General features: G+C 64.9%; 16 protein-coding genes. 13 read left to right on the forward strand and 3 right to left on the reverse strand.

The genetic code is table 11. The annotated features are described in order from the left end of the window. Positions 1 to 12: 12 nt before the first annotated feature. Both AC1MH0_RS18915 and AC1MH0_RS18920 read right to left on the reverse strand, forming a co-directional pair. Positions 13 to 396, reverse strand: a complete 384-nt coding sequence (locus tag AC1MH0_RS18915) for an endonuclease domain-containing protein (protein ID WP_480964039.1) — start codon at positions 394 to 396, stop codon at positions 13 to 15. A gap of 80 nt (positions 397 to 476) precedes the next feature. Further along, positions 477 to 1,670 carry an acetyl-CoA C-acyltransferase gene (locus tag AC1MH0_RS18920; RefSeq protein ID WP_480964040.1) on the reverse strand — a complete coding sequence of 398 codons (1,194 nt, stop codon included), beginning with the start codon at positions 1,668 to 1,670 and terminating at the stop codon, positions 477 to 479. 88 nt (positions 1,671 to 1,758) lie between these two features. On the opposite strand from AC1MH0_RS18920, the gene AC1MH0_RS18925 reads away from it, so the two are divergent. The 9 genes from AC1MH0_RS18925 (at position 1,759) to AC1MH0_RS18965 (ending at position 16,011) form a co-directional block, all read left to right on the forward strand. Continuing rightward, a complete protein-coding gene (locus AC1MH0_RS18925) occupies positions 1,759 to 2,010 on the forward strand; it encodes a hypothetical protein (RefSeq protein WP_165895429.1) in 252 nt (83 codons plus the stop codon). Then, complete coding sequence (locus tag AC1MH0_RS18930; protein WP_480964041.1) at positions 2,003 to 2,758, forward strand: prepilin peptidase; 756 nt, start codon at positions 2,003 to 2,005, stop codon at positions 2,756 to 2,758. The genes AC1MH0_RS18925 and AC1MH0_RS18930 overlap by 8 nt, the downstream gene beginning before the upstream one ends. Further along, positions 2,755 to 3,189: a hypothetical protein gene (locus tag AC1MH0_RS18935; protein ID WP_480964042.1), complete on the forward strand. Its 435-nt coding sequence runs from the start codon at positions 2,755 to 2,757 to the stop codon at positions 3,187 to 3,189. The genes AC1MH0_RS18930 and AC1MH0_RS18935 overlap by 4 nt, the downstream gene beginning before the upstream one ends. A gap of 94 nt (positions 3,190 to 3,283) precedes the next feature. After that, positions 3,284 to 5,482 (forward strand): autotransporter assembly complex protein TamA, encoded by a 2,199-nt coding sequence (locus AC1MH0_RS18940; protein WP_480964043.1) that lies wholly within the window; start codon positions 3,284 to 3,286, stop codon positions 5,480 to 5,482. Beyond that, positions 5,482 to 9,723 (forward strand): translocation/assembly module TamB domain-containing protein, encoded by a 4,242-nt coding sequence (locus AC1MH0_RS18945; protein WP_480964044.1) that lies wholly within the window; start codon positions 5,482 to 5,484, stop codon positions 9,721 to 9,723. Before AC1MH0_RS18940 ends, AC1MH0_RS18945 begins: the two co-directional genes overlap by 1 nt. Positions 9,724 to 9,792: 69 nt before the next feature. After that, on the forward strand, positions 9,793 to 11,277 hold the full coding sequence (locus tag AC1MH0_RS18950; RefSeq protein ID WP_480964045.1) for a flavin-containing monooxygenase: 1,485 nt from the start codon (positions 9,793 to 9,795) through the stop codon (positions 11,275 to 11,277). 645 nt (positions 11,278 to 11,922) lie between these two features. Further along, a complete protein-coding gene (locus AC1MH0_RS18955; RefSeq protein ID WP_480964046.1) occupies positions 11,923 to 13,074 on the forward strand; it encodes an EAL domain-containing protein in 1,152 nt (383 codons plus the stop codon). 50 nt (positions 13,075 to 13,124) lie between these two features. Further along, positions 13,125 to 15,554 carry an ATP-binding response regulator gene (locus AC1MH0_RS18960; RefSeq protein WP_480964047.1) on the forward strand — a complete coding sequence of 810 codons (2,430 nt, stop codon included), beginning with the start codon at positions 13,125 to 13,127 and terminating at the stop codon, positions 15,552 to 15,554. Positions 15,555 to 15,618: 64 nt separating this feature from the next. Further along, positions 15,619 to 16,011: a response regulator gene (locus tag AC1MH0_RS18965; protein ID WP_480964048.1), complete on the forward strand. Its 393-nt coding sequence runs from the start codon at positions 15,619 to 15,621 to the stop codon at positions 16,009 to 16,011. 1 nt (position 16,012) lies between these two features. Here the strand turns inward: AC1MH0_RS18965 and AC1MH0_RS18970 are convergent, their stop codons facing one another. Next, complete coding sequence (locus tag AC1MH0_RS18970) at positions 16,013 to 16,873, reverse strand: class I SAM-dependent methyltransferase (protein WP_480965789.1); 861 nt, start codon at positions 16,871 to 16,873, stop codon at positions 16,013 to 16,015. A 74-nt stretch (positions 16,874 to 16,947) separates the two neighbouring features. Between AC1MH0_RS18970 and AC1MH0_RS18975 the strand changes: the two genes are divergently transcribed. From AC1MH0_RS18975 to AC1MH0_RS18990, 4 genes are read left to right on the forward strand one after another with little or no spacing between them, the layout of a single operon-like run. Beyond that, entirely contained in the window at positions 16,948 to 17,673 is a 726-nt protein-coding gene (locus tag AC1MH0_RS18975; RefSeq protein WP_480964049.1) for a ComF family protein, read from the forward strand. A gap of 31 nt (positions 17,674 to 17,704) precedes the next feature. After that, positions 17,705 to 17,959: a glutaredoxin 3 gene (grxC, locus tag AC1MH0_RS18980; protein ID WP_480964050.1), complete on the forward strand. Its 255-nt coding sequence runs from the start codon at positions 17,705 to 17,707 to the stop codon at positions 17,957 to 17,959. Beyond that, positions 17,959 to 18,786: a carbon-nitrogen hydrolase family protein gene (locus tag AC1MH0_RS18985; RefSeq protein WP_480964051.1), complete on the forward strand. Its 828-nt coding sequence runs from the start codon at positions 17,959 to 17,961 to the stop codon at positions 18,784 to 18,786. Before grxC ends, AC1MH0_RS18985 begins: the two co-directional genes overlap by 1 nt. After that, positions 18,783 to 19,214 carry a DUF1178 family protein gene (locus tag AC1MH0_RS18990; RefSeq protein WP_480964052.1) on the forward strand — a complete coding sequence of 144 codons (432 nt, stop codon included), beginning with the start codon at positions 18,783 to 18,785 and terminating at the stop codon, positions 19,212 to 19,214. Before AC1MH0_RS18985 ends, AC1MH0_RS18990 begins: the two co-directional genes overlap by 4 nt. The last annotated feature ends 31 nt before the right edge of the window (positions 19,215 to 19,245 follow it).

The following is a 19,245-nucleotide window of genomic DNA, read 5'->3' on the forward strand; positions in this document are numbered from 1 at the left end:
CGAACTACCCTTCTAGCTCCCATCCCTGGAAGGGAGGGGGTGGGGGTGGGTTGGCCGCTGGAGGTCGATGACCTTTGCCAAGACCGTTTCCGCCACACCGTCTGGATTACTCGCAATGTCCGAGTTCCAGAACCGGATCACCGTCCACCCCAGCGCTTCCAACTTTCGGGTGCGAGCAACATCGCGAACCGAGTCGATGTGTTGGCTGCCGTCGAACTCCACTGCCAACCGCACCTCCCGGCACGCCAAGTCGACGATAAACCGCTCCACCACCAGTTGCCGCGTAAACCGCGGCCGATAATACGCCACCTTGTGCCAGATCGCGATCTCCGCATCGGTCGGATGATTGCGAAACTCCCGAGCGCGCCGCGTCATCTCGGGAGGGATACGGGCCATCTTTCCAGACTGCGCTAGAGAGATGCGGAGGGCAACCCACCCCCGGCCCCTCCCTTTCAGGGAGGGGGGAAGTCAGCGGATCAGTTCATCAGTTCCACTGCCATCGCGGTCGCTTCGCCACCGCCGATGCAGAGCGAGGCTAGCCCGCGCTTCTGACCTCTGGTTTCGAGCGCCGATAGCAGCGTCGCGAGGATCCTTGCGCCGCTAGCGCCGATCGGATGACCGAGCGCGCACGCGCCGCCGTGGATGTTCACCTTGTCATGCGGTAGCCCGAGGTCGCGCATTGCGATCATCGCGACGACGGCGAAGGCTTCGTTGACCTCGAACAGGTCGATGTCCGATGCCGACCAGCCGGCCTTTTCCATCGCCTTCCGCATCGCGAACACCGGCGCGGTCGTGAACAGGGCAGGAGCGTGCGCATGTGCGGCATGCGCCACAACGCGCGCGATCGGCGTGAGCCCAAGCCGCTCGGCAACGCTTGCGCGCGTCATCACCAAGGCCGCCGCGCCGTCGGAGATCGACGAGGCGTTGGCGGCGGTGATCGTGCCGTCCTTCGAGAAGGCGGGCTTCAGCGTCGGGATCTTGGCGACGTCACCCTTCGCCGGCTGCTCGTCTAGCGAGACTGTGGTCCTGCCCTTGCGGCCTGCAATATCGACGGAGACGATCTCGCGGTCGAATGCGCCGGACTTCTGCGCGGCCTGCGCGCGGTGGAGCGACTCGATCGCGTAATCGTCCATCTGCTTGCGCGTGAACTGGTATTCGTGCGCGGTATCCTCGGCGAAGTTGCCCATCAGCTTGCCGGGTTCGTAGGCATCCTCGAGCCCGTCGAGATACATATGGTCGTACATCCGGTCATGCCCGATCCGCGCCCCGCCACGGTGGCTCTTCGAGAGGTACGGCGCATTGGTCATGCTCTCCATGCCGCCCGCGACCAGCAGGTCGACCGAGCCGGCCGCGAGCGCATCGGCGGCCAGGATCGCCGCCTGCATCCCCGATCCGCACATCTTGTTGACCGTCGTCGCCTCGACGTGATCGCCAAGCCCGGCATTGATCGCCGCCTGCCGCGCCGGCGCCTGGCCGAGCCCGGCAGGCAGCACGCAGCCCATGTAGATCCGCTCGATCTCGGCCGCCGAAACGCCCGAGCGCTCGACCGCACCACGCACCGCATCAGCGCCCAGCTGCGTCGCGGTCGCGCCGGCAAGCGCGCCCTGGAACGATCCCATCGGCGTACGCGCGAAGGACAGGATGACGATGGGATCTCGATCGACGGCCACTTCACTCTCCATATATTCTTCTGCCCCGGTATCTGGGGTTGATGTGCGGCAATACAAAGCACCGCGGGATGCGCCTAGACCTCGCGTCATGGAAACACTCATCACGACGCTCAAATGGTGTGCAGCAGGGTCGGGGGTGATCGCCGCCTTCATGGTGTCGCTCGACTTCGGGCGACGCGTGACGGGGTGGGGGTTCGTGCTGTTCGTCGGCTCGTCGATTGCGTGGCTGAGCGGTGCGGCCTTGACCGGGGACTGGGCGCTGGGCACGCAGAACATCGTGTTGTTCGGGATCAACCTCCTCGGCGTGTATCGCTACCTAGTGCGGAAAACAGGTGTCTGAGGCTGCGTTCTGGGCGGTGCTGCTGGGCGTGCTCGGGGCGATCATCGGCAGCTTCGTCGCGGCGCTGGTGACGCGCTGGCCCGACGGGCGATCGGTGATGCAGGGGCGCTCGGCGTGCGATGGCTGCGGGCGGACACTCCGCGCGGTCGAGCTGGTACCGCTGTTGAGTGCGCTCGTCCTGCACGGCCGGTGCAAAGGGTGCGGCGTAGCGATCAGTCCGGTGCATTGGCGGATCGAGTTGGCGGGGTTGGCGATCGGCTTGGCAGCGGGGATCGTCGCACCGGGGACGGTCGGCATAGCAGGCGCGGTTTTCGGATGGCTGTTGCTCGCGTTAGCAAGCCTGGACCTCGTCGCATTCTGGCTGCCTGATCGACTGACGATCCTTCTTGCTGCGACCGGACTCGTCGGCGCGGCGCTCGGTATCGACCCACCGCTTCAGGAACGATTGATCGGCGGTCTCGTCGGGTTCGGCACGCTGTGGCTGGTCGCGTTCGGCTACCGACGCATACGCGATCGCGACGGGATGGGCGGCGGCGATCCCAAGCTGTTCGGCGCGATCGGCCTATGGCTCGGGTGGCAGATGTTGCCCGCCGTCCTGCTCATCGCGAGCATGATCGGGCTCGGCGTCGTCCTCGCCGCGCACCTCAAGGGGAGGAGCATGGCGGCGGACACCGCGCTTCCGTTCGGCGCGTTGCTGGCGATCGCGGCTTATCCCGCGTGGCTGTTCATGATAGGCCTGACGACATGATATCGCTCGCTCTTATGCTCGCGCTGCAAGCCGCGACGCCTGCGCCAGCTGCCAATCCAGGTCCGGGTCCCCTCGGCGCGATCGGCCAGCAGAAGCTCCCCGCCAAGGGATGCGCCGCGTATCTCTGGAGCATGGATGCCGGCCGGCAGCTCGTCGCGATGGCCACCGCCGACCCCGCGCAGATCCGCCTCGCGATCGACGGCAAGACCACCGACTATGCGATGACGACCCAGTCGCCCGCGATCGGCTTCGGCTTCGGCGGCGTCACGCAATATCGCGGCGGCGACGTGACCGCGACGCTCGACATGGCGGTCGCGGTCCGCGCCGACATCTCCGCCGGCGCGACCGTGACGTCCGCGACGCTACGGATCGACCGCCCCGGCCGCGACACCGTCGTAATGCCGGTCGGTGGCCTAATCGGCTGTGTCTGAGGTTAATTTTTGTGAAACCAAGCCGTCCTATGTGCGTTACGTGGACGAAGATGGGGGTGAATCGAGCACGATCGCTGCCTGTAAAGGGGATCGTGTGACAGCTTCTAACAGCCGGCATTATTGGCTCGCTCTGGCGTGGGTAGCGTCGACAACGGGGCTGGCGGGCGTCGGTTCCGCGCAGTTGGTGAAGCCAGGTACCGCCCCGGCCAAGGGTCCCGATGCACCCAAGCCAAGCGATCAGCCGCAGTCGAACGATCCGCGTTCCGACGCGCCGATCGTGCCCGACGCCGAGTTCGACAGCGCCTTGCCGCCGTTGAGCGGCAACCTGAACGCGCCATTGGAAGCGATGGCGCCGCTGCCTGCTCCCACGACCCAGGCACCCGCGACACCTGCCACCGCGACGACCTCCGCGACCACGCTGGCGGGCGACGTCCTGCCGCCGACCGGCCCGAACGATCCGCAACTCGCGCAGCCACTGACCCCGCTGTCGAGTTTCGACACGACCCCGCTCCAGACCGCGGCGGATATCAAGGACAAGGACGCGCCCGACATCCGCTACGAGACCGCGACCAAGGGTCTCGACAAGGCAGGCGACGGACTCGAAGGCGAATACAAGGCGCTGTCTGCGCTGGCCGAGGGCAAGGGGAAGGCCGCGAACGCCACGCAGGTCGCAGCGCGTGCGCGGGAGGACGAGGCGCTCGCGGTGCGGCTGCTGAAGTCGCTCGGCTATTACGACGCGACCGCGATCTCGACGATCGAAACGATCCCGGACGCCGACACGACCAAGCCCGCGCGGCTGAAGGCGACCGTCAGCGCGCAACCCGGCCGGCTCTATTCGCTGTCGTCGATCACCGTGAAGGCGGACGCGACGACCCCGCCCGACCTCGTCCGCACGCAATTACCGCTCAAGGTCGGCGATCCGATCGAGGCCGCGCGGATTCAGGGCGCAGAGGCGAATGTCAGCCTGACGCTGCCGCAGCAGGGGTATCCGTTCGTCAAGGTCGGCGAGCGCGACATCCTGCTCGACGACCAGACCCCGACCGGCGCGTACACGCTGCCCGTCGATACCGGCCCGCGTTCATCGTTCGGCCAGCTTCGCACCGAAGGCGATCCGGTCTTCAACCTCGAGCATCTGAACCTGTTCCCGCGGTTCAAGTCGGGCGAACTCTATGACAACCGGATGACCGACGATCTGCGCGATGCGCTGGTCGCGACGTCGCTGTTTTCGACCGTGTCGGTCGAGCCGGTGCGCACTGGCACGATCAACCCCGATGGCACCGAGCAGGTCGACCTGCTGGTCCGCCAGAGTGAGGGCAAGCCGCGGTCGCTCGGCGGCAATGTCGGGTTCTCGACCGGGCAGGGCTTCCGCGCGGAAGGTACGTGGCAGCACCGCAACCTGTTCCCGTACGAGGGCGCGCTGATCGCGTCGGTGATCGCGGGTACGCAGGAGCAGGGCCTGTCGGGCACGTTCCGCCGCGCGAACGCGGGCAAGCGCGACAAGACGTTCAGCCTGACTGCGGGCGCGAACCATTCGAATTACGATGCCTATGACGCGTTCACGACCAGCGTCGGCGTTCGCTGGAGCTATGATTCCACGCCGATCTGGCAGAAGCCGCTGACCTATTATTATGGTGGCGAGCTCGTCGGGACGAACGAGAGCGTCTATGATTTCGGTCGCGGCGAGAACGTCCGCCGCACCTACGGCATCGTCGCGTTGCCGGGCCAGGTGAAGTTCGATCGCTCGGACAGCCTGCTCAATCCAACCAAGGGCTATCGCCTGACGCTGAACCTCAGCCCCGAGACCTCGGTCCAGGGTTCGGTGAAGCCGTACATCCGGACGATGATCGAGGGGACGTTCTACTACCCCGTCTCCAGCAGCATCGTCATCGCCGGGCGCGCCAAGGCTGGCTCGATCCAGGGCGTCTCCCGCGACGACCTTGCGCCATCGCGGCGCTATTACGGCGGCGGCGGCGGATCCGTGCGCGGCTATGGCTACCAGCGGCTCGGGCCGTTCGATCCCAACGGCGATCCGGTCGGCGGGCGCTCGCTCAACGAATTCGCGCTCGAGGCACGCTACCGGTTCGGCGATTTCGGCATCGTGCCGTTCATCGACGCTGGTAACAGCTATGAGAGCAGCACGCCGAACCTGTCGTCCCTACGCTACGGCGCGGGCATCGGCGGGCGCTTCTATACCAGCTTCGGCCCGATGCGTTTCGATGTCGCGACCCCGCTGAACCCACGCGAGGGCGACGGCAAGATCGCCCTCTACATCTCGATCGGGCAGGCATTCTGATGGCCGAAAACGGCACTCCGCACGTCGAGACGACGCCCGAAACGATCGTCGTCGAACGTCGCCCGCTATGGCAGCGCATCCTGAAATGGCTCGCGATCTTGATCGTCGGCCTCGTTGCGCTCGTCCTGATCGTGCTGTTCGGGATCAACACCGATCCGGGTCGGCGCCTCGTCGCGGACCAGGTCGGCGGCTACACCACCGCATCCGGTCTCAACATCAAGGTCGGTCGGATCGACGGCTCGATCTATGGCGCGATGACGCTCAGCGACGTGCGCGTGTCGGATCCCAAGGGCGTCTTCCTGACCAGCCCGAAGCTGGCCGTCGACTGGCGCCCGTTCGCGTTCGCCAAGGACCATGTCGACGTGCGCTCGCTGACCACGCCGCTGGTCACGTTGCAGCGTCGCCCGGTGCTCAACGCGACGCCGACCGACCCCAACGCGCCGCTGCTGCCCGATCTCGACATCGACGTGAACCGTCTGGTGATCGATCGCTTCCTGATCGCCAAGCCGGTCACCGGCCAGACGCATATCGTCAAGATCGACGGCGCGGTGCACATCGCCGACAAGCGCGCGCAGCTGACCACCAACGCGACCGCGCTGACCGGCCCCGGCATCGCTGGCGGCGACCGCCTCGTGCTGAAGCTCGACGCCGTGCCCGAGCAGAACAAGCTCGACGTCAATTTGAAGCTGACCGCGCCGGTAGGCGGCGTCGTCTCGACGATGGGGGCGTTAAAGGCACCGTTGACGGCAACCGTCGATGGTCGCGGCAGCTGGGCTTCGTGGCAGGGTCGCGCCGTCGCGACGCTCGGCGGCGGACCGTTGGCGAACCTCGGGCTGACCGCCAAGAACGGTCATATCGAAGTGCGCGGTTCGACGCGTCCCGGCCTGTATCTCGAAGGTCCGGTCGAGCGCCTGACGTCGCCACAGCTCGACGTGGCGATCGATACCACGCTCAACGACCGCAAGGCCGACACGCGGATGACGCTGAAGTCGGACGCGCTCGCGGTCGACGCCGGTGGCCTGATCGATCTCGCGAACAGCCGCTTCGGCAATTTCGCGGTGAACGCGAAGCTGCTGACGCCGGGCGCAATCCTGCCGAACCTGCGCGGTCGTGATGTCACGGCACGCGTCGTCCTCGACGGTGCATTCGCGACGCCGACGGTCGACTACAAGGTCCGCGCCGCCACGATCGCGTTCGGCGACATGGGCGTCGAGAACCTCTACGCCGAGGGTCTCGCGCGCGTGAACTCCGACCGCATCCTGGTGCCAGTCAAGGCGCGCGCACGTCGCGTGACGGGCCTGAACGCGGCGGTCGGCGGTCTCGCGACTAACGTCGCGATCGACGGCGACTTCGCGATCTCGGGCGTCAACGTCCTGTCCGACAACCTCAAGATCCGCTCGGACAAGATCGATGCGACCGCGGTGGTCGTCGCGAACATGGCGACCGGGCGCTACACCGGCGCGCTCAAGGGGCGGATTAACAACTACCGCGTCGACGGGATCGGCATCGTCAACCTGACGACCGACGCCAAGCTGGTACCGGGGCCGAAGGGCGGCTTCGGGATCACCGGCCGCGTCGTCGCGCAGACCTCGCAGATCTTCAACGAAGGCGCGCGCAGCTTCCTCGGCGGCAACGCGATCGTCCGTTCGGACATCGGCTACAGCCCCGAGGGCATCGTCACCTTCCGCAATCTCCGGATGAACGCGCCACAGTTCCGAGTCACGCGCGGCGAGGGCCGGTTCGATCCGGCCACTGGCGCGGTGCTGGTGAATGCCGATGCGTATTCGACCGCCTACGGCCCATTGTCCGCCCGCGTCACGGGCAGCGCGACGGCTCCCGTCGTCGTCCTGCGTGCACCGCGGCCGGGCGTTGGCGTTGGCCTCGTCAATCTCAACGCGCGTATCGTCGGCCGTGGCGGTGCCTATGCCGTCACCGCGAGCGGCGGCACCAATTACGGGCCATTCACCGCCGACGTGCTCATCAAGCCGGGCGCGCAACTCGCGGTCGACGTGCGCCGCGTGGTGTTCGCCGGGATCGTCGGCAGCGGCCGGATCGTCCAAACCGCGGCCGGCCCGTTCACGGGCGCGCTCCAGTTCGCTGGGCAGGGTCTGTCGGCCAATGTCCGCCTCGCCAACCAGGGCGGGTACCAGCGCGCCGACGTCGCCGCGCGCGCCAACGGTGCCAAGATCCCCGGCATGGTCGACTTCACCATCGGCCGTGCGATCGTCAACGCTACGGCGGTGCTGACGCCGACGCCGCAGATCGTCGCCGATGCGCAGGTCGCGGACATGCGCTATGGTGCGATCGTCCTCTCGGCGGCGCGCGCGAAGGTGAACTATGTCGGCGGCAACGGCACTGCGCAGGCGTTGCTAACCGGCTCGAACGGTGTCCCGTTCCGCCTAGCGGTCAACGCCAAGCTCAGCCCCAACAACTACCTCGTCGCCGCACAGGGGCAGGCGAACGGCATCGACTTCCGCACCGTCAATCCAGCGCGCATCCAGGCGGTGAAGGGCGAGTATCGCCTGTCGCCGACCCGGATCGACTTCGGTGGTGCAGGGGGCGGCTCGGCGCGCTTGGCCGGCAGCTACGGCCGCGGTACGAACGCGCAGGTCCGGCTTGATCGCCTTGACCTGTCGACGCTCTCCGCTCTCGTCCCGAACCTCGGGATCGGCGGCAAGGCGACCGGCAGCCTCGACTTCTCGCAGGCGAATTCGGCCGCGCTGCCGACCGCGGACGCGCGCGTGACCGTCACCAACTTCACGCGCTCGGGTCTCGCTGCCGTCTCCGACCCCGTCGACATCGTGTTCGCCGGGACGCTTGGCGGCGACGGTGCGACCGGTCGTGCGCTGGTTCGTCGCGGGACGTCGGTCATCGGCCGGATGGTCGCCAACCTTCGACCGCTCCCGGCTGGCAGTGGCTCGTGGAGCACGCGCCTGATGGCCGCGCCGCTGTCGGGCGGGATCCGCTATAACGGCCCATCCGCGGTGCTGTTCAGCTTTGCCGCGATCCCGAACCAGCAATTGTCGGGGCCGATTGCGGTCGCCGCCGACTTCTCCGGGCGCCTGTCCGCGCCGCAGTTGAACGGCGTCGTCCGGGCCGACAACCTGACCTACGACAACGAGACCTACGGCACGCGTCTGTCGCAGATGCGGATCGCCGGGCGGTTCTCGAACACCGAGTTGCAGCTGACCCAGCTCAATGCGAAGGCCGGCGACGGCACTGTGCAAGCGCAGGGCACGATCGGGTTCGCGGCGGACAGCGGTTTCCCCATCGACATCCGCGCGACGCTGAACAATGCGCAGCTCGCCAAGAGCGACGCGATCAGCGCGACCACGACGGGCACGGTCCACCTCACCAACGGGCGCAATGGTGGCCTGATCCAGGGCGATCTCCAGATCCCCGAGGCCCGCTACCAGATCATCCGCCAGGGTCAGGCCGAGGTTCCGGAACTGACCGGCGTTCGTCGCAAGAGCGACATCCGCACGCCGGTCTCGACCGACCGTTCGCAGGTGCCCGAGGTTGGCAAGTTCAAGCTCGACCTCCGCGTCCGTGCGCCGAACCAGCTGTTCGTCTCGGGCATGGGCCTCGAATCCGAATGGGAGATGGACATGCACATCGGCGGCACGTCCGCCGCGCCGATCGTTACCGGCGGGCTGGACATCGTTCGCGGCACCTATTCGTTCTCGGGCAAGCGGTTCGAGGTGAACAAGGGGCAGATCCGCTTCCGCGGCGGCGCGCTGACCGATCCGGACATCAACATCCAGGCGACCACCACGACCAGCGACATCACCGTCGTCATCAACGTCACCGGGACCGGCCAGAAGCCGCAGATCGCGTTCACGTCGACGCCGGTGCTGCCGCAGGACGAGGTGCTCAGCCGCCTGTTGTTCGGGTCGAGCCCGGCCAATCTGTCGGCCACCGAGGCGATCCAGCTGGCGTCTGCTCTGAACTCGCTGCGCGGGTCGGGCGGCGGCGGTCTGAACCCGCTCGGCAAGCTGCGCTCGGCGACCGGGTTCGACCGGTTGCGCGTGCTCGGTGCCGATCAGGCGACCGGGCGTGGGACGAGCCTCGCTGCGGGCAAGTACATCACGAAGAACATCTATGTGGAGATCGTGACCGACGCGAAGGGCTTCACTTCAACGCAATTGGAGATCGCACTGACCAAGGCGCTGAGCCTGTTGTCGGCGGCCGGATCGAGCGGTGGGCAGAGCGCGAGCGTCAAATATACGAAGGACTATTGAGTAAAGATCACAACAGGATAGGTTCGGTTATGAAACCTACGGCGTAACGCCGGGGCGTGAGGATGCAGCATGACCGAACATGTCGACGTGATCGTGGTGGGCGCCGGCATTTCCGGGATCGGCACCGGCTATCACCTCCAGACGCGCTGTCCCGATCGCAGCTACATGATCCTCGAGGGGCGGCAGTCGATGGGCGGGACATGGGACCTGTTCCGCTATCCCGGCATCCGCTCCGACTCGGACATGCACACGCTGGGATTCGTCTTCCACCCCTGGACGGCGGCCAAGTCGATCGCCGACGGCCCCTCGATCCGCGCTTATGTCGAAGAAACGGCGCAAGCCTACGGAATCGACGGAAAAATCCGCTACGGCCATCACGTCAAGTCGGCGGCGTGGTCGACCGAGGATGCCCGCTGGACCGTCGCAGCGACCGGGCCCGACGGCACGCAAGTCACGTTCACCTGCAACTTCCTGTCGATGTGCGCAGGCTATTACAACTACGCGAAGGCTTACTCGCCCGAGTTCGAAGGTGCGGAGAGCTTCTCCGGGCGAATCGTCCATCCGCAATTCTGGCCCGAGGGCCTCGACTATAGCGGCAAGCGAGTCGTCGTGATCGGCAGCGGCGCGACCGCCGTGACGCTGGTCCCGTCGATGGCGAAGTCTGCGGCGCATGTGACGATGCTCCAGCGCTCGCCAACGTACATCGTCGCGCGACCCGGCGAGGACGGCGTCGCGAACTGGCTGCGCGGGAAACTGCCGGCCAAGGCGGCATACGGCATCACGCGGTGGAAGAACGTGTTGATGGGGATGGTTTTCTACCGGATGGCCCGGAAACGGCCGGAGAAAGTGAAGGAGCGGATGATCGGCATGGTCCGCGATCATCTCGGCCCCGACTATGACGTCGCGACGCACTTCACCCCGCGCTACAATCCGTGGGACCAGCGCGTCTGCCTGGTCCCCGACGGAGACCTGTTCGCCGCGATCAACGCTGGCACAGCCTCGATCGTCACCGACACGATCGCGCGGATTACGCCCGCCGGCATCCACCTAGATTCGGGCAAGGACCTGCCCGCCGACGTGATCGTCACCGCGACGGGCCTGGAACTGCAATTGATGAGCGGGGTCGCGTTCAGCATCGACGGCAAGCCGATCGAACTCGCCGGCCGGCTCCAGTACAAGGGCATGATGTTCGACGGCGTGCCGAACCTGTCCTCGACCTTCGGCTACACCAACGCGTCGTGGACGCTGAAAGCCGACCTGACCGCCATCTACATGTGCCGGCTGTTGAACACGATGGCGAAGCGCGGGCTGCGCCAGGCGACACCGTATAACGACGATCCGACGATGAAGAGCGAGGCGTTTCTCGATTTCACCTCAGGCTACGTCCAGCGCGCGGCGGCGGCGCTGCCGACGCAGGGCGAACGCAAGCCCTGGAAGTTGAACCAGAACTACGCTCTCGACGTGCTGGCGCTGAAGTTCGGTTCGATCGACGATTCGATGCGGTTCTCGAACCCGGTGCCCGCTCGTGCGCGGAGGGATGTCGTTACCGCGTAACGGATGTCTGGCGGATCGGCATCCGCAATTGCACTAGCGACGAACGCCATCGACCGTATCCGCAAAACCAGACTCGGACGGCCACGACGCTCTGGAATGTCGCGACGACGTAATAGCAAGCGACAAACCGCGACAGTGACGTCCCATCGCTGAAACATTAACTCTTTAAAGTGTCGGCTCGAACACCGAACGCGCTCTTATTCAACGCGTCAGTGTTCGAGCCGATTTAACATTCACCAGGGGCGAATGTTCTGGCCGTAAACCAGCGAGATCAGAAGATTCAGCATGTTTTTCTCCCTAATTAGCACCACGAGGTGCACGTCCGGAATATAGGTTACCGCGGGGTTAAACAATAACTTTTGTAATTTGTTAACCATCTTTGTTGAGCGCGTCCGTGCTAGGCGCTTAAGGGTATGTTTATGGCTGCGAGCTATCCGGTCAGGAATGAGGGACATTCCGCACGGTCAGTTCGAAGCCATCCCGCACTTTGCGGCGACGCGGCTGCTGGATGTCGACGCGTCGGTCGAGCGTACGCGCAACGTAATATTCAAGGCATCACAAGCTTCGTGGCGGTTCCTCGTACTTGCCGAAATCTCGAATTTTTCCGTTTTGCGCCGGCACTTGGGACGTCCAAGAGCGGATACCTTGATCGTCGATGTGGCAGCGCGGATCGCAGATACATTGCCTGACGCCAGGATAATGGTTGCGGGACGCGACACGGCGGAAATCGCCTTTGAGAGCGAGGCACGGCTGGCGTTGGACGTCGCGATCGCCGCGTTGGAGGTCTCGTTCGAGGAACCGTTCGACATCGACGGCGAATCCTACGTCATCCACGTTCAACTGGGCGCAGCCGCCGCGTCTGCGCACCGCGACGAGGTGCTGCTAATCGAGGAGGCCGAACACGCGTTGCGAGAAGCGCGCGACGAACGCATCGCGATCGCGCGCGATGTGACCGGCACTCCGGCGGCGATGGATCGTGTGGAACTGTCGCTGGACCTTACGCGCGCGATCGAGAAGGAGGAGTTGTTCCTTCAATATCAGCCAAAGGTTCACCTACGTCGCCAGGAAGTCACGAGTGTCGAGGCATTGGTCCGCTGGAACCACCCGACACGCGGGCTCGTGCTGCCCAACGACTTTATCCCCTTGGCCGAGGAATCTCGAGATATCGTCGCGCTGACGTTGTGGACAATTCGTCGTTCGATCGCGGACCAGAAGGCACTCGCCGCCGGCGGCCACGACCTACGGATCTTCATCAACATTGCGGGGGCGTTGCTGGCGGACAAAGGGTTCGTTCGCCGCGCCTGCGCGCTGGTTCAGACAAGTGGCGCGCAACTCGGGTTCGAGATCACCGAAACGTCGGTGATCCGTGACCCGGAAAGTGCCATCGCCAACCTCAAGATCTTCGCGGATATCGGAATCGTCATCGCGATCGACGACTATGGCGCAGGCTTGTCGTCGTTGGCGTATTTAAAGCAACTGCCAGCACGTGAACTTAAGATCGACAAGCTGTTCGTCACGCAACTGACCAGCTCGAATCGCGATCCCTTGATTGTCCGGTCGACGATCGATCTCGCCCATGCGCTCGAGATGGAAGTCGTTGCCGAGGGCGTGGAGAGTCAGGCGGCAATGGCATTGTTGTCGGTAATGGGCTGCGACATGATCCAGGGTTTCCTGATCAGTCGGCCCATCAACCTTGATGCGCTGATCCACTTCCTCGACGATGGTAAGTATCAGGCCATGGCGGCGGATATGCGCGCGCCGTTCAATCGGCTCGTCACCGTTTGGAAGCGTGCCTAACCGCAATGCCGCAACCCTGGATCGTAGCTGTTGCTACCGTAATTTTGGCAATGATCGGCCCGGCGGTATCGGCACAATCCGCCGCCGGTCAGGAAAGCGATAGCGTTGCCGCTAGATACGAAAATACCGTCGCCGATGTGAATGCCACGATGTTGGTGGATCCCGCCAAGGCACTGCCAAAAGCGGTCGCTGCCGAACACCTTGCTGCAAAGATCGTCAACCTGAGGGCCCGCGGCGTCGCGATCGCGACGGCACGATGGCTGCAGGGAGAATCCTATCTCCGGACTAACGATACCGACCGGGCCGACGCACCGATCCGCAGTGCGCTTGCCGCGATAAAGACGTTCCATCCACAATCGAAACTGCACGCCGACTTATTGATTTCGATGGGCTGGCTCGACAGTTCGCAAGGCCGCGCCGGCAGTGCCTTGATCGACTACCAGCGGGCGTTTGCAATTTATCGCAGGCTCGGGGATGCGCGCGGACAATCGCGTACCTTGGTGTTTATCGCAATGCTGTACACCGAGGCCAAAGATCCGAACACTGCGGATAAATACTATCAGCAAGCGCTGGATATTTACCACGCTGATGCAAATATCGCCGTGTCGATTTACAACAACAGGGCTTTGGTCCTCGCGCAGGATAAGCAATATAAGAAGGCGGCTGATCAGTTTAAGAAATCGCTCGACCTGGCGAAGCAGTTGAACAGCAAGAACCTGCTGGAACTCATTTACATGAATATCGCCCGCGTTCAGCTGGCACTGGGCAATTTGGCAACGGCGGACCGGGCGATTGCGAGCGGACGGGCGATTGCCGACCCAACCGATACTAGCCTTGCCGGACGTCTCACTGCAACCGCCGCTCAATCTGCGCTACAGCATGGTGACGTACCGCGCGCGCAACGGCTGATCGAAGACGCATTGGCGGGAATAAATCCGACGACAACGGACACTGCGTACTACGATGCTCATATGACGGCCTATGATATTTTCACAAAGGCAGGCGATTCACGAGCGGCGCTCGTCCAGCTCCAGGCGCTTAAGCGGCTTGACGACGCGGGTACCAAGCTCGCAACCGACACCAAGACTGCGCTGATGGCAGCACGGTTCGACTTCGCCAACCAAGAGTTGAGGATCAGCCAGCTCAAGGCCAGCGATCTGCAGCGGGGCATCGCCTTCGAGCGCACTCGGGCGCAGACGCAGCGCAATATATTTGTCGGGACAGGAGCGGCGGTTGCGGTCGTTATCGCGCTGTTGGCGATCGGGTTGGTTACGATCCGTCGCAGCCGAGATCAGGTTCGCGCCGCCAACGACGATCTCGCGACCACGAACAGCGCACTGGGTAAGGCACTGGCCGCCAAGACCGAGTTCCTGGCGACGACCAGTCACGAAATTCGCACGCCGCTGAATGGTATTCTCGGGATGACGCAGGTGATGTTGGCGGATCCGAAGCTTCCATCCGCCACGCGCGACCGGCTTGGCGTCGTGCACGGCGCGGGGATCACGATGCGCGCGCTCGTCAACGACATCCTCGACGTTGCCAAGATGGAGACCGGCAACCTGACGATCGAATCCGCGCCGTTCGACATCTGTGCGACCGTGACCGATGCCGCGCGGATGTGGGAGGAGCAGGCGCGGGCAAAAGGCCTGTTGTTCACCGTCCATATGGGGGGCTGTCCCGCGATGATCCTGGGCGACGCCGCGCGGGTACGCCAGATCGTGTTCAACCTGCTGTCCAACGCTCTGAAATTCACCAAGGCGGGTCATGTCAGGCTGAGCATCGACGTCGGCGACGACGACCGCTTGCTCCTTGCCGTTACCGACTCGGGGATCGGCATTCCCGCCGACAAGATCGAGGAGATCTTCGAATCGTTCCGCCAAGCAGATGCCGGAACGACACGCCAATTCGGTGGTACCGGATTGGGCTTGTCGATTTGTCGCAATCTCGCGCGCGCGATGGGCGGTGACGTGTCCGTCAGCAGCACCCTGGGGCAGGGGGCGACCTTCACGCTCGTCCTACCGTTGGTTCGGGCCGACGCGGCGATGCCTGAGATGAGGGCCGTGAAAACAGTGCCGAGCACACTCATAGTGGATCGCAATCCGATCACGCGCAGCATGTTTAGGACGCTGCTCGCACCTCATGGCAGTCCGGTCGCTTTTGCATCCTCGATCGAGGATGCTGTCGCACGCCTCGTTGACGGAAACATCACGCGCGTTCTGATCGACGATGCGACGGCGCGCGCTAGTGATGACGTTCTCGGCGGTTTGACGCGGATCGCCCAAACTGCCTCTGTCGCGGGCGCCGAAACGACCTTGCTCTGGCCGGTCGCTGCGGACGTGGAGCGCGAGGAACTGCTGCGGACAGGCATCACGCGGGTCGTCGCAAAGCCGGTAAGCGGTGGCGCGTTGATCGCGATGATGTTCGCCAACACAGTATTTGAAGATGGCTCCAATCTCGACCTTGTATCGCATGCTGCATGAGGCGTAGAGGCCGCTATATGACCAGTGCACGCCCTTATTTGATCTGCATAAAATGGGGTCTGCGGTGAACGTTTTATTCATTGAGGACGACCGGATGAACCGGCGCGTCGTCAAGGATATGCTCGACGTCGCCGGTGTATCGATGGTCGAGGCTGAAAGCGCGGAACGCGGTCTCGAAATTCTCGATCAGCACGAGTTCGCGATGATCCTCGTCGATCTACGGATGCCGGGCATGGATGGCATCACCGCGATCCAGTATATTCGTGCTCGGGGTGACGCCAAAGCCAATGTCCCGATCATCGTCGTCACCGCCGATATCGCACCGGACTTGCGCGAGCGCTGTCTGACGGCGGGCGCGGACGACGTAATTTTCAAGCCGGTCGCGATGGACGCGCTGTTCGAGGCAATGGGCGCGATCCTTGCTCGCGGTGCCCAGGGCGACGGGATGATCGGCTAGGCTAGGCTTTGTCGTGATCCGCACGCCCTAGCGCCGCACCTAGCGACGCCGTGGCGCTACCCCGTCGCGCCGGCTTGGGCTGCGACGGATCGGGGGACCAGCCAGTCAGGAACACGATCTGGAATTTCTCGTGGGTCCGGCCACGATCGTCTGCCGCGCTGGCGAAGGCCTCGGCGGTCCGTCCAACGGTAGCCGAGACGAGTGGTTGGCGCTGGGCCAGTATGTTGCCCGACGCCATCCCCCGCAGATCACCGAACAGGCGTCCCAGATCGCGATAGCCGACGTCGAGCGTCTCGACATCCGCCACGGGCAAGGCGAACCCGGCGCGCATCAGCAGGTCGCCGGCGGATCGCACGTCGATCTGTGGGTGGAGTCGCGCAGCGGGGCGCTCGCTTTCGGCAAGTCGCAATGCGCTGCGAAGCGCGGGCAGGCTTCCCGCACCGACGAACGCGCCGAGAAACAAGCCGTCGGGGCGCAATACTCGGCGGATCAAGGCGAGCGCGCCAGGGAGGTCGTTGACCTGATCGAGTACGCCTGCGCTCACCACCAGATCGAACGATGCGTCGGCGAAGGGAAGCCTGTCCTCGTCCGCCTGGACGCCGTTCGCCCTGGCAGCGAAGTCGAACCCCGCATCGCATCGTGCCACACGCGCTCCCGTTGGCGGGGGGAAGGCGCCGTCGAAACAGCCAAGATCGAGGATGTCGGTAAAGTCGCGCGTCACCGCGTTGAGCCGCTCGGTGATCCCGTCGAGCATCGTCTCGCGCAGGAAGTCGTGCTCGGCATACCCCTTTGCGGCACGGTCCCGGCGGATGCGGCGCGCGGCGCGGTCGAAGATCTCGGGGGCGGAATTTTCTGAAACGATATCGGACACGTCTCCGCTTGTGCCGTGATCGCCGGCGTCCGACAAGGGTTCGTACCTTTGGAACAGGGACCGGGATGAGGATACTGGGCCCCTTCCGTTACATCGCCGGCATCGCGCTGCCGCCAAGATGCGCCGGTTGCGGCACCCCGGTCGCCGAGGACCACCGGTTCTGCGCGACCTGCTGGACAGGCTTGCGCTTTCTGGGGCCGCCGTGGTGTGCAGGGTGCAACCGTCCCTTCGCGTTCGACCGCGGGGAGGCGGCCGTGTGCGCGATCTGCATCGCCGAACCGCCGCGCCACGCCGGCGTCCGCGCTGCCGTCGCCTACGGCCCGATCGCACGCGATCTCGCGTTGCGATTGAAATATGGCGGGCGGATCGCGTTTGCCGAGACGATGGCGCGCCAGATGGTGCGGTTGCTGCCTGCCGACATCGACCTGCTCCTGCCGGTCCCGCTCCACCGGTGGCGGATCTGGACCCGAGGCTTCAACCAGGCGACGCTGATCGCCGATGCGCTTGCCAAGCGTTCGGGGCTGTCGTGCGATCGCGACGCGCTCGTTCGCCCACGCCGGACGATCATATTGCGCGGGCTGAACGGCCGGGCGCGCGCCAAGGCCGTCGCGGGCGCGTTTGCGGTCTTGCCCGGTGCGGCGATCCGCGGCCGGACGATCGCGCTGGTCGACGACATCTACACCAGCGGCGCGACCGCCGACGCCTGCACGCGGGTGCTGGTGAAGGCGGGCGCCCGGTCGGTCACGATCCTGTGCTGGGCCCGCGTCCTTTCGTCCGCCGCCGACGATTGACAAGTTCGGACCGAGACCACATTTCCCGCTCATGGCCAAAGTCGAAATCTACACCAAGGCGTTTTGCCCGTATTGCACGCGCGCGCTGAAGCTCCTCGCCTCCAAGGAGGTCGAATTCGAACAGTTCGACGTCACCATGGGAGGTCCGAAAAAGGCCGAGATGGTCGAGCGTTCGGGCGGTCGCATGACGATGCCGCAGGTCTTCATCGACGACAAGCATATCGGCGGTTCGGATGATCTGGCCGCGCTCGATGCCAGGGGTGGTCTCGACCCGCTTCTCGCCTGATGCCGAAGATCGGCGTCCTCCAGATGACGAGCTGGACCGATCCCGCCGTCAACGCCGCGACGCTGGTCGACGCAATAACGCAGGCTGGCGCCGACGGGGCAGCCATGCTGTTCACGCCCGAGATGTCGGGGCTGATCGATCGCGACCGGTCCCGCGCTACCTCGTCGATCGCGTCCGAAGAGGATGACCTCGTGCTCGCGGCCGTGCGCGGCGCCGCGGCGACCGCGGGCATCTGGGTCCATCTCGGCTCGCTCGCGATACGCCGCCCGGACGGCAAGTTCGCGAACCGCGGGTTCGTGATCGATCCTACCGGTGCAATCCGCGCGCGCTACGACAAGCTCCACCTCTTCGACGTCGATCTCTCGTCCGGCGAAAGCTGGCGCGAGTCCTCCGCCTACGTCGCCGGCGACAGCGCGACCGTTGTCGACACGCTGATCGGCAAGGTCGGCGCATCGATCTGCTACGACCTCCGGTTCGCCGACCTGTATCGCGCGCTGAGCGATACCGGCGCGACGATCCTGTCTGTCCCCGCCGCCTTCACGCGACCGACGGGGGCGGCACATTGGCACGTCCTGTTGCGCGCCCGTGCGATCGAAGCGGGCGCGTTCGTCGTCGCGGCGGCGCAGACCGGCGTCCACGAGGATGGCCGCGAGACCTACGGCCATTCGCTGGTGATCGATCCCTGGGGCGATGTGCTGCTAGACATGGGAGAGGCCGCGGGGCTGGCATTCGCCGAGATCGATCTTGCAAGGATCGACCAGGTCCGCTCGCGTATCCCGGTCATCGCGCACCGTCGCACGATCCCGCCAGTTTTTACCGTCTCGTGATCGTCTTCGACCTGAAGTGCAGCGGCGGCCATGTGTTCGAGGCGTGGTTCGGATCGAGCGCGGCGTATGAAAGCCAGCGCGCTTCCGGCCATGTCCGCTGCCCGATCTGCGACGACGCCACGGTAACGAAAGCGGTCATGGCACCGGCTATCTCCGCGAAGAGCAACAGCAAGCCGCCGCCGCCAACCCCCGACGCGATCAAGGCGGCGATGAAGATGCTCGCGACGCGGCAGGCCAAGGCGCTGGAAACCTCCGAATGGGTCGGCACCGCGTTCGCCGACCGGGCGCGCGCGATGCACCTCGGCGAGGAGAATCACGCGACGATCCACGGTCAGGCCAGTCTCGCGGAAGCCAAGGCGCTGGTCGACGAGGGCGTTCCCGTCGCCCCGCTGCCGCTTCCGATCGTTCCGCCGGATAAGGCGAACTGATCTGCGGCTGACTCCGCCTTGCCCGATTCGC

Source organism: Sphingomonas sp. AP28 (genome assembly GCF_056680455.1).

Excerpts from the sequence above, each read along its gene's own strand:
- AC1MH0_RS18915 (WP_480964039.1), bottom strand. The coding sequence starts at position 396 with ATGGCCCGTATCCCTCCCGAGATGACGCGGCGCGCTCGGGAGTTTCGC.
- AC1MH0_RS18925 (WP_165895429.1), top strand. The coding sequence starts at position 1,759 with ATGGAAACACTCATCACGACGCTCAAATGGTGTGCAGCAGGGTCGGGG.
- AC1MH0_RS18935 (WP_480964042.1), top strand. The coding sequence starts at position 2,755 with ATGATATCGCTCGCTCTTATGCTCGCGCTGCAAGCCGCGACGCCTGCG.
- AC1MH0_RS18945 (WP_480964044.1), top strand. The coding sequence starts at position 5,482 with ATGGCCGAAAACGGCACTCCGCACGTCGAGACGACGCCCGAAACGATC.
- AC1MH0_RS18950 (WP_480964045.1), top strand. The coding sequence starts at position 9,793 with ATGACCGAACATGTCGACGTGATCGTGGTGGGCGCCGGCATTTCCGGG.
- AC1MH0_RS18960 (WP_480964047.1), top strand. The coding sequence starts at position 13,125 with ATGATCGGCCCGGCGGTATCGGCACAATCCGCCGCCGGTCAGGAAAGC.
- AC1MH0_RS18975 (WP_480964049.1), top strand. The coding sequence starts at position 16,948 with ATGAGGATACTGGGCCCCTTCCGTTACATCGCCGGCATCGCGCTGCCG.
- grxC (WP_480964050.1), top strand. The coding sequence starts at position 17,705 with ATGGCCAAAGTCGAAATCTACACCAAGGCGTTTTGCCCGTATTGCACG.
- AC1MH0_RS18985 (WP_480964051.1), top strand. The coding sequence starts at position 17,959 with ATGCCGAAGATCGGCGTCCTCCAGATGACGAGCTGGACCGATCCCGCC.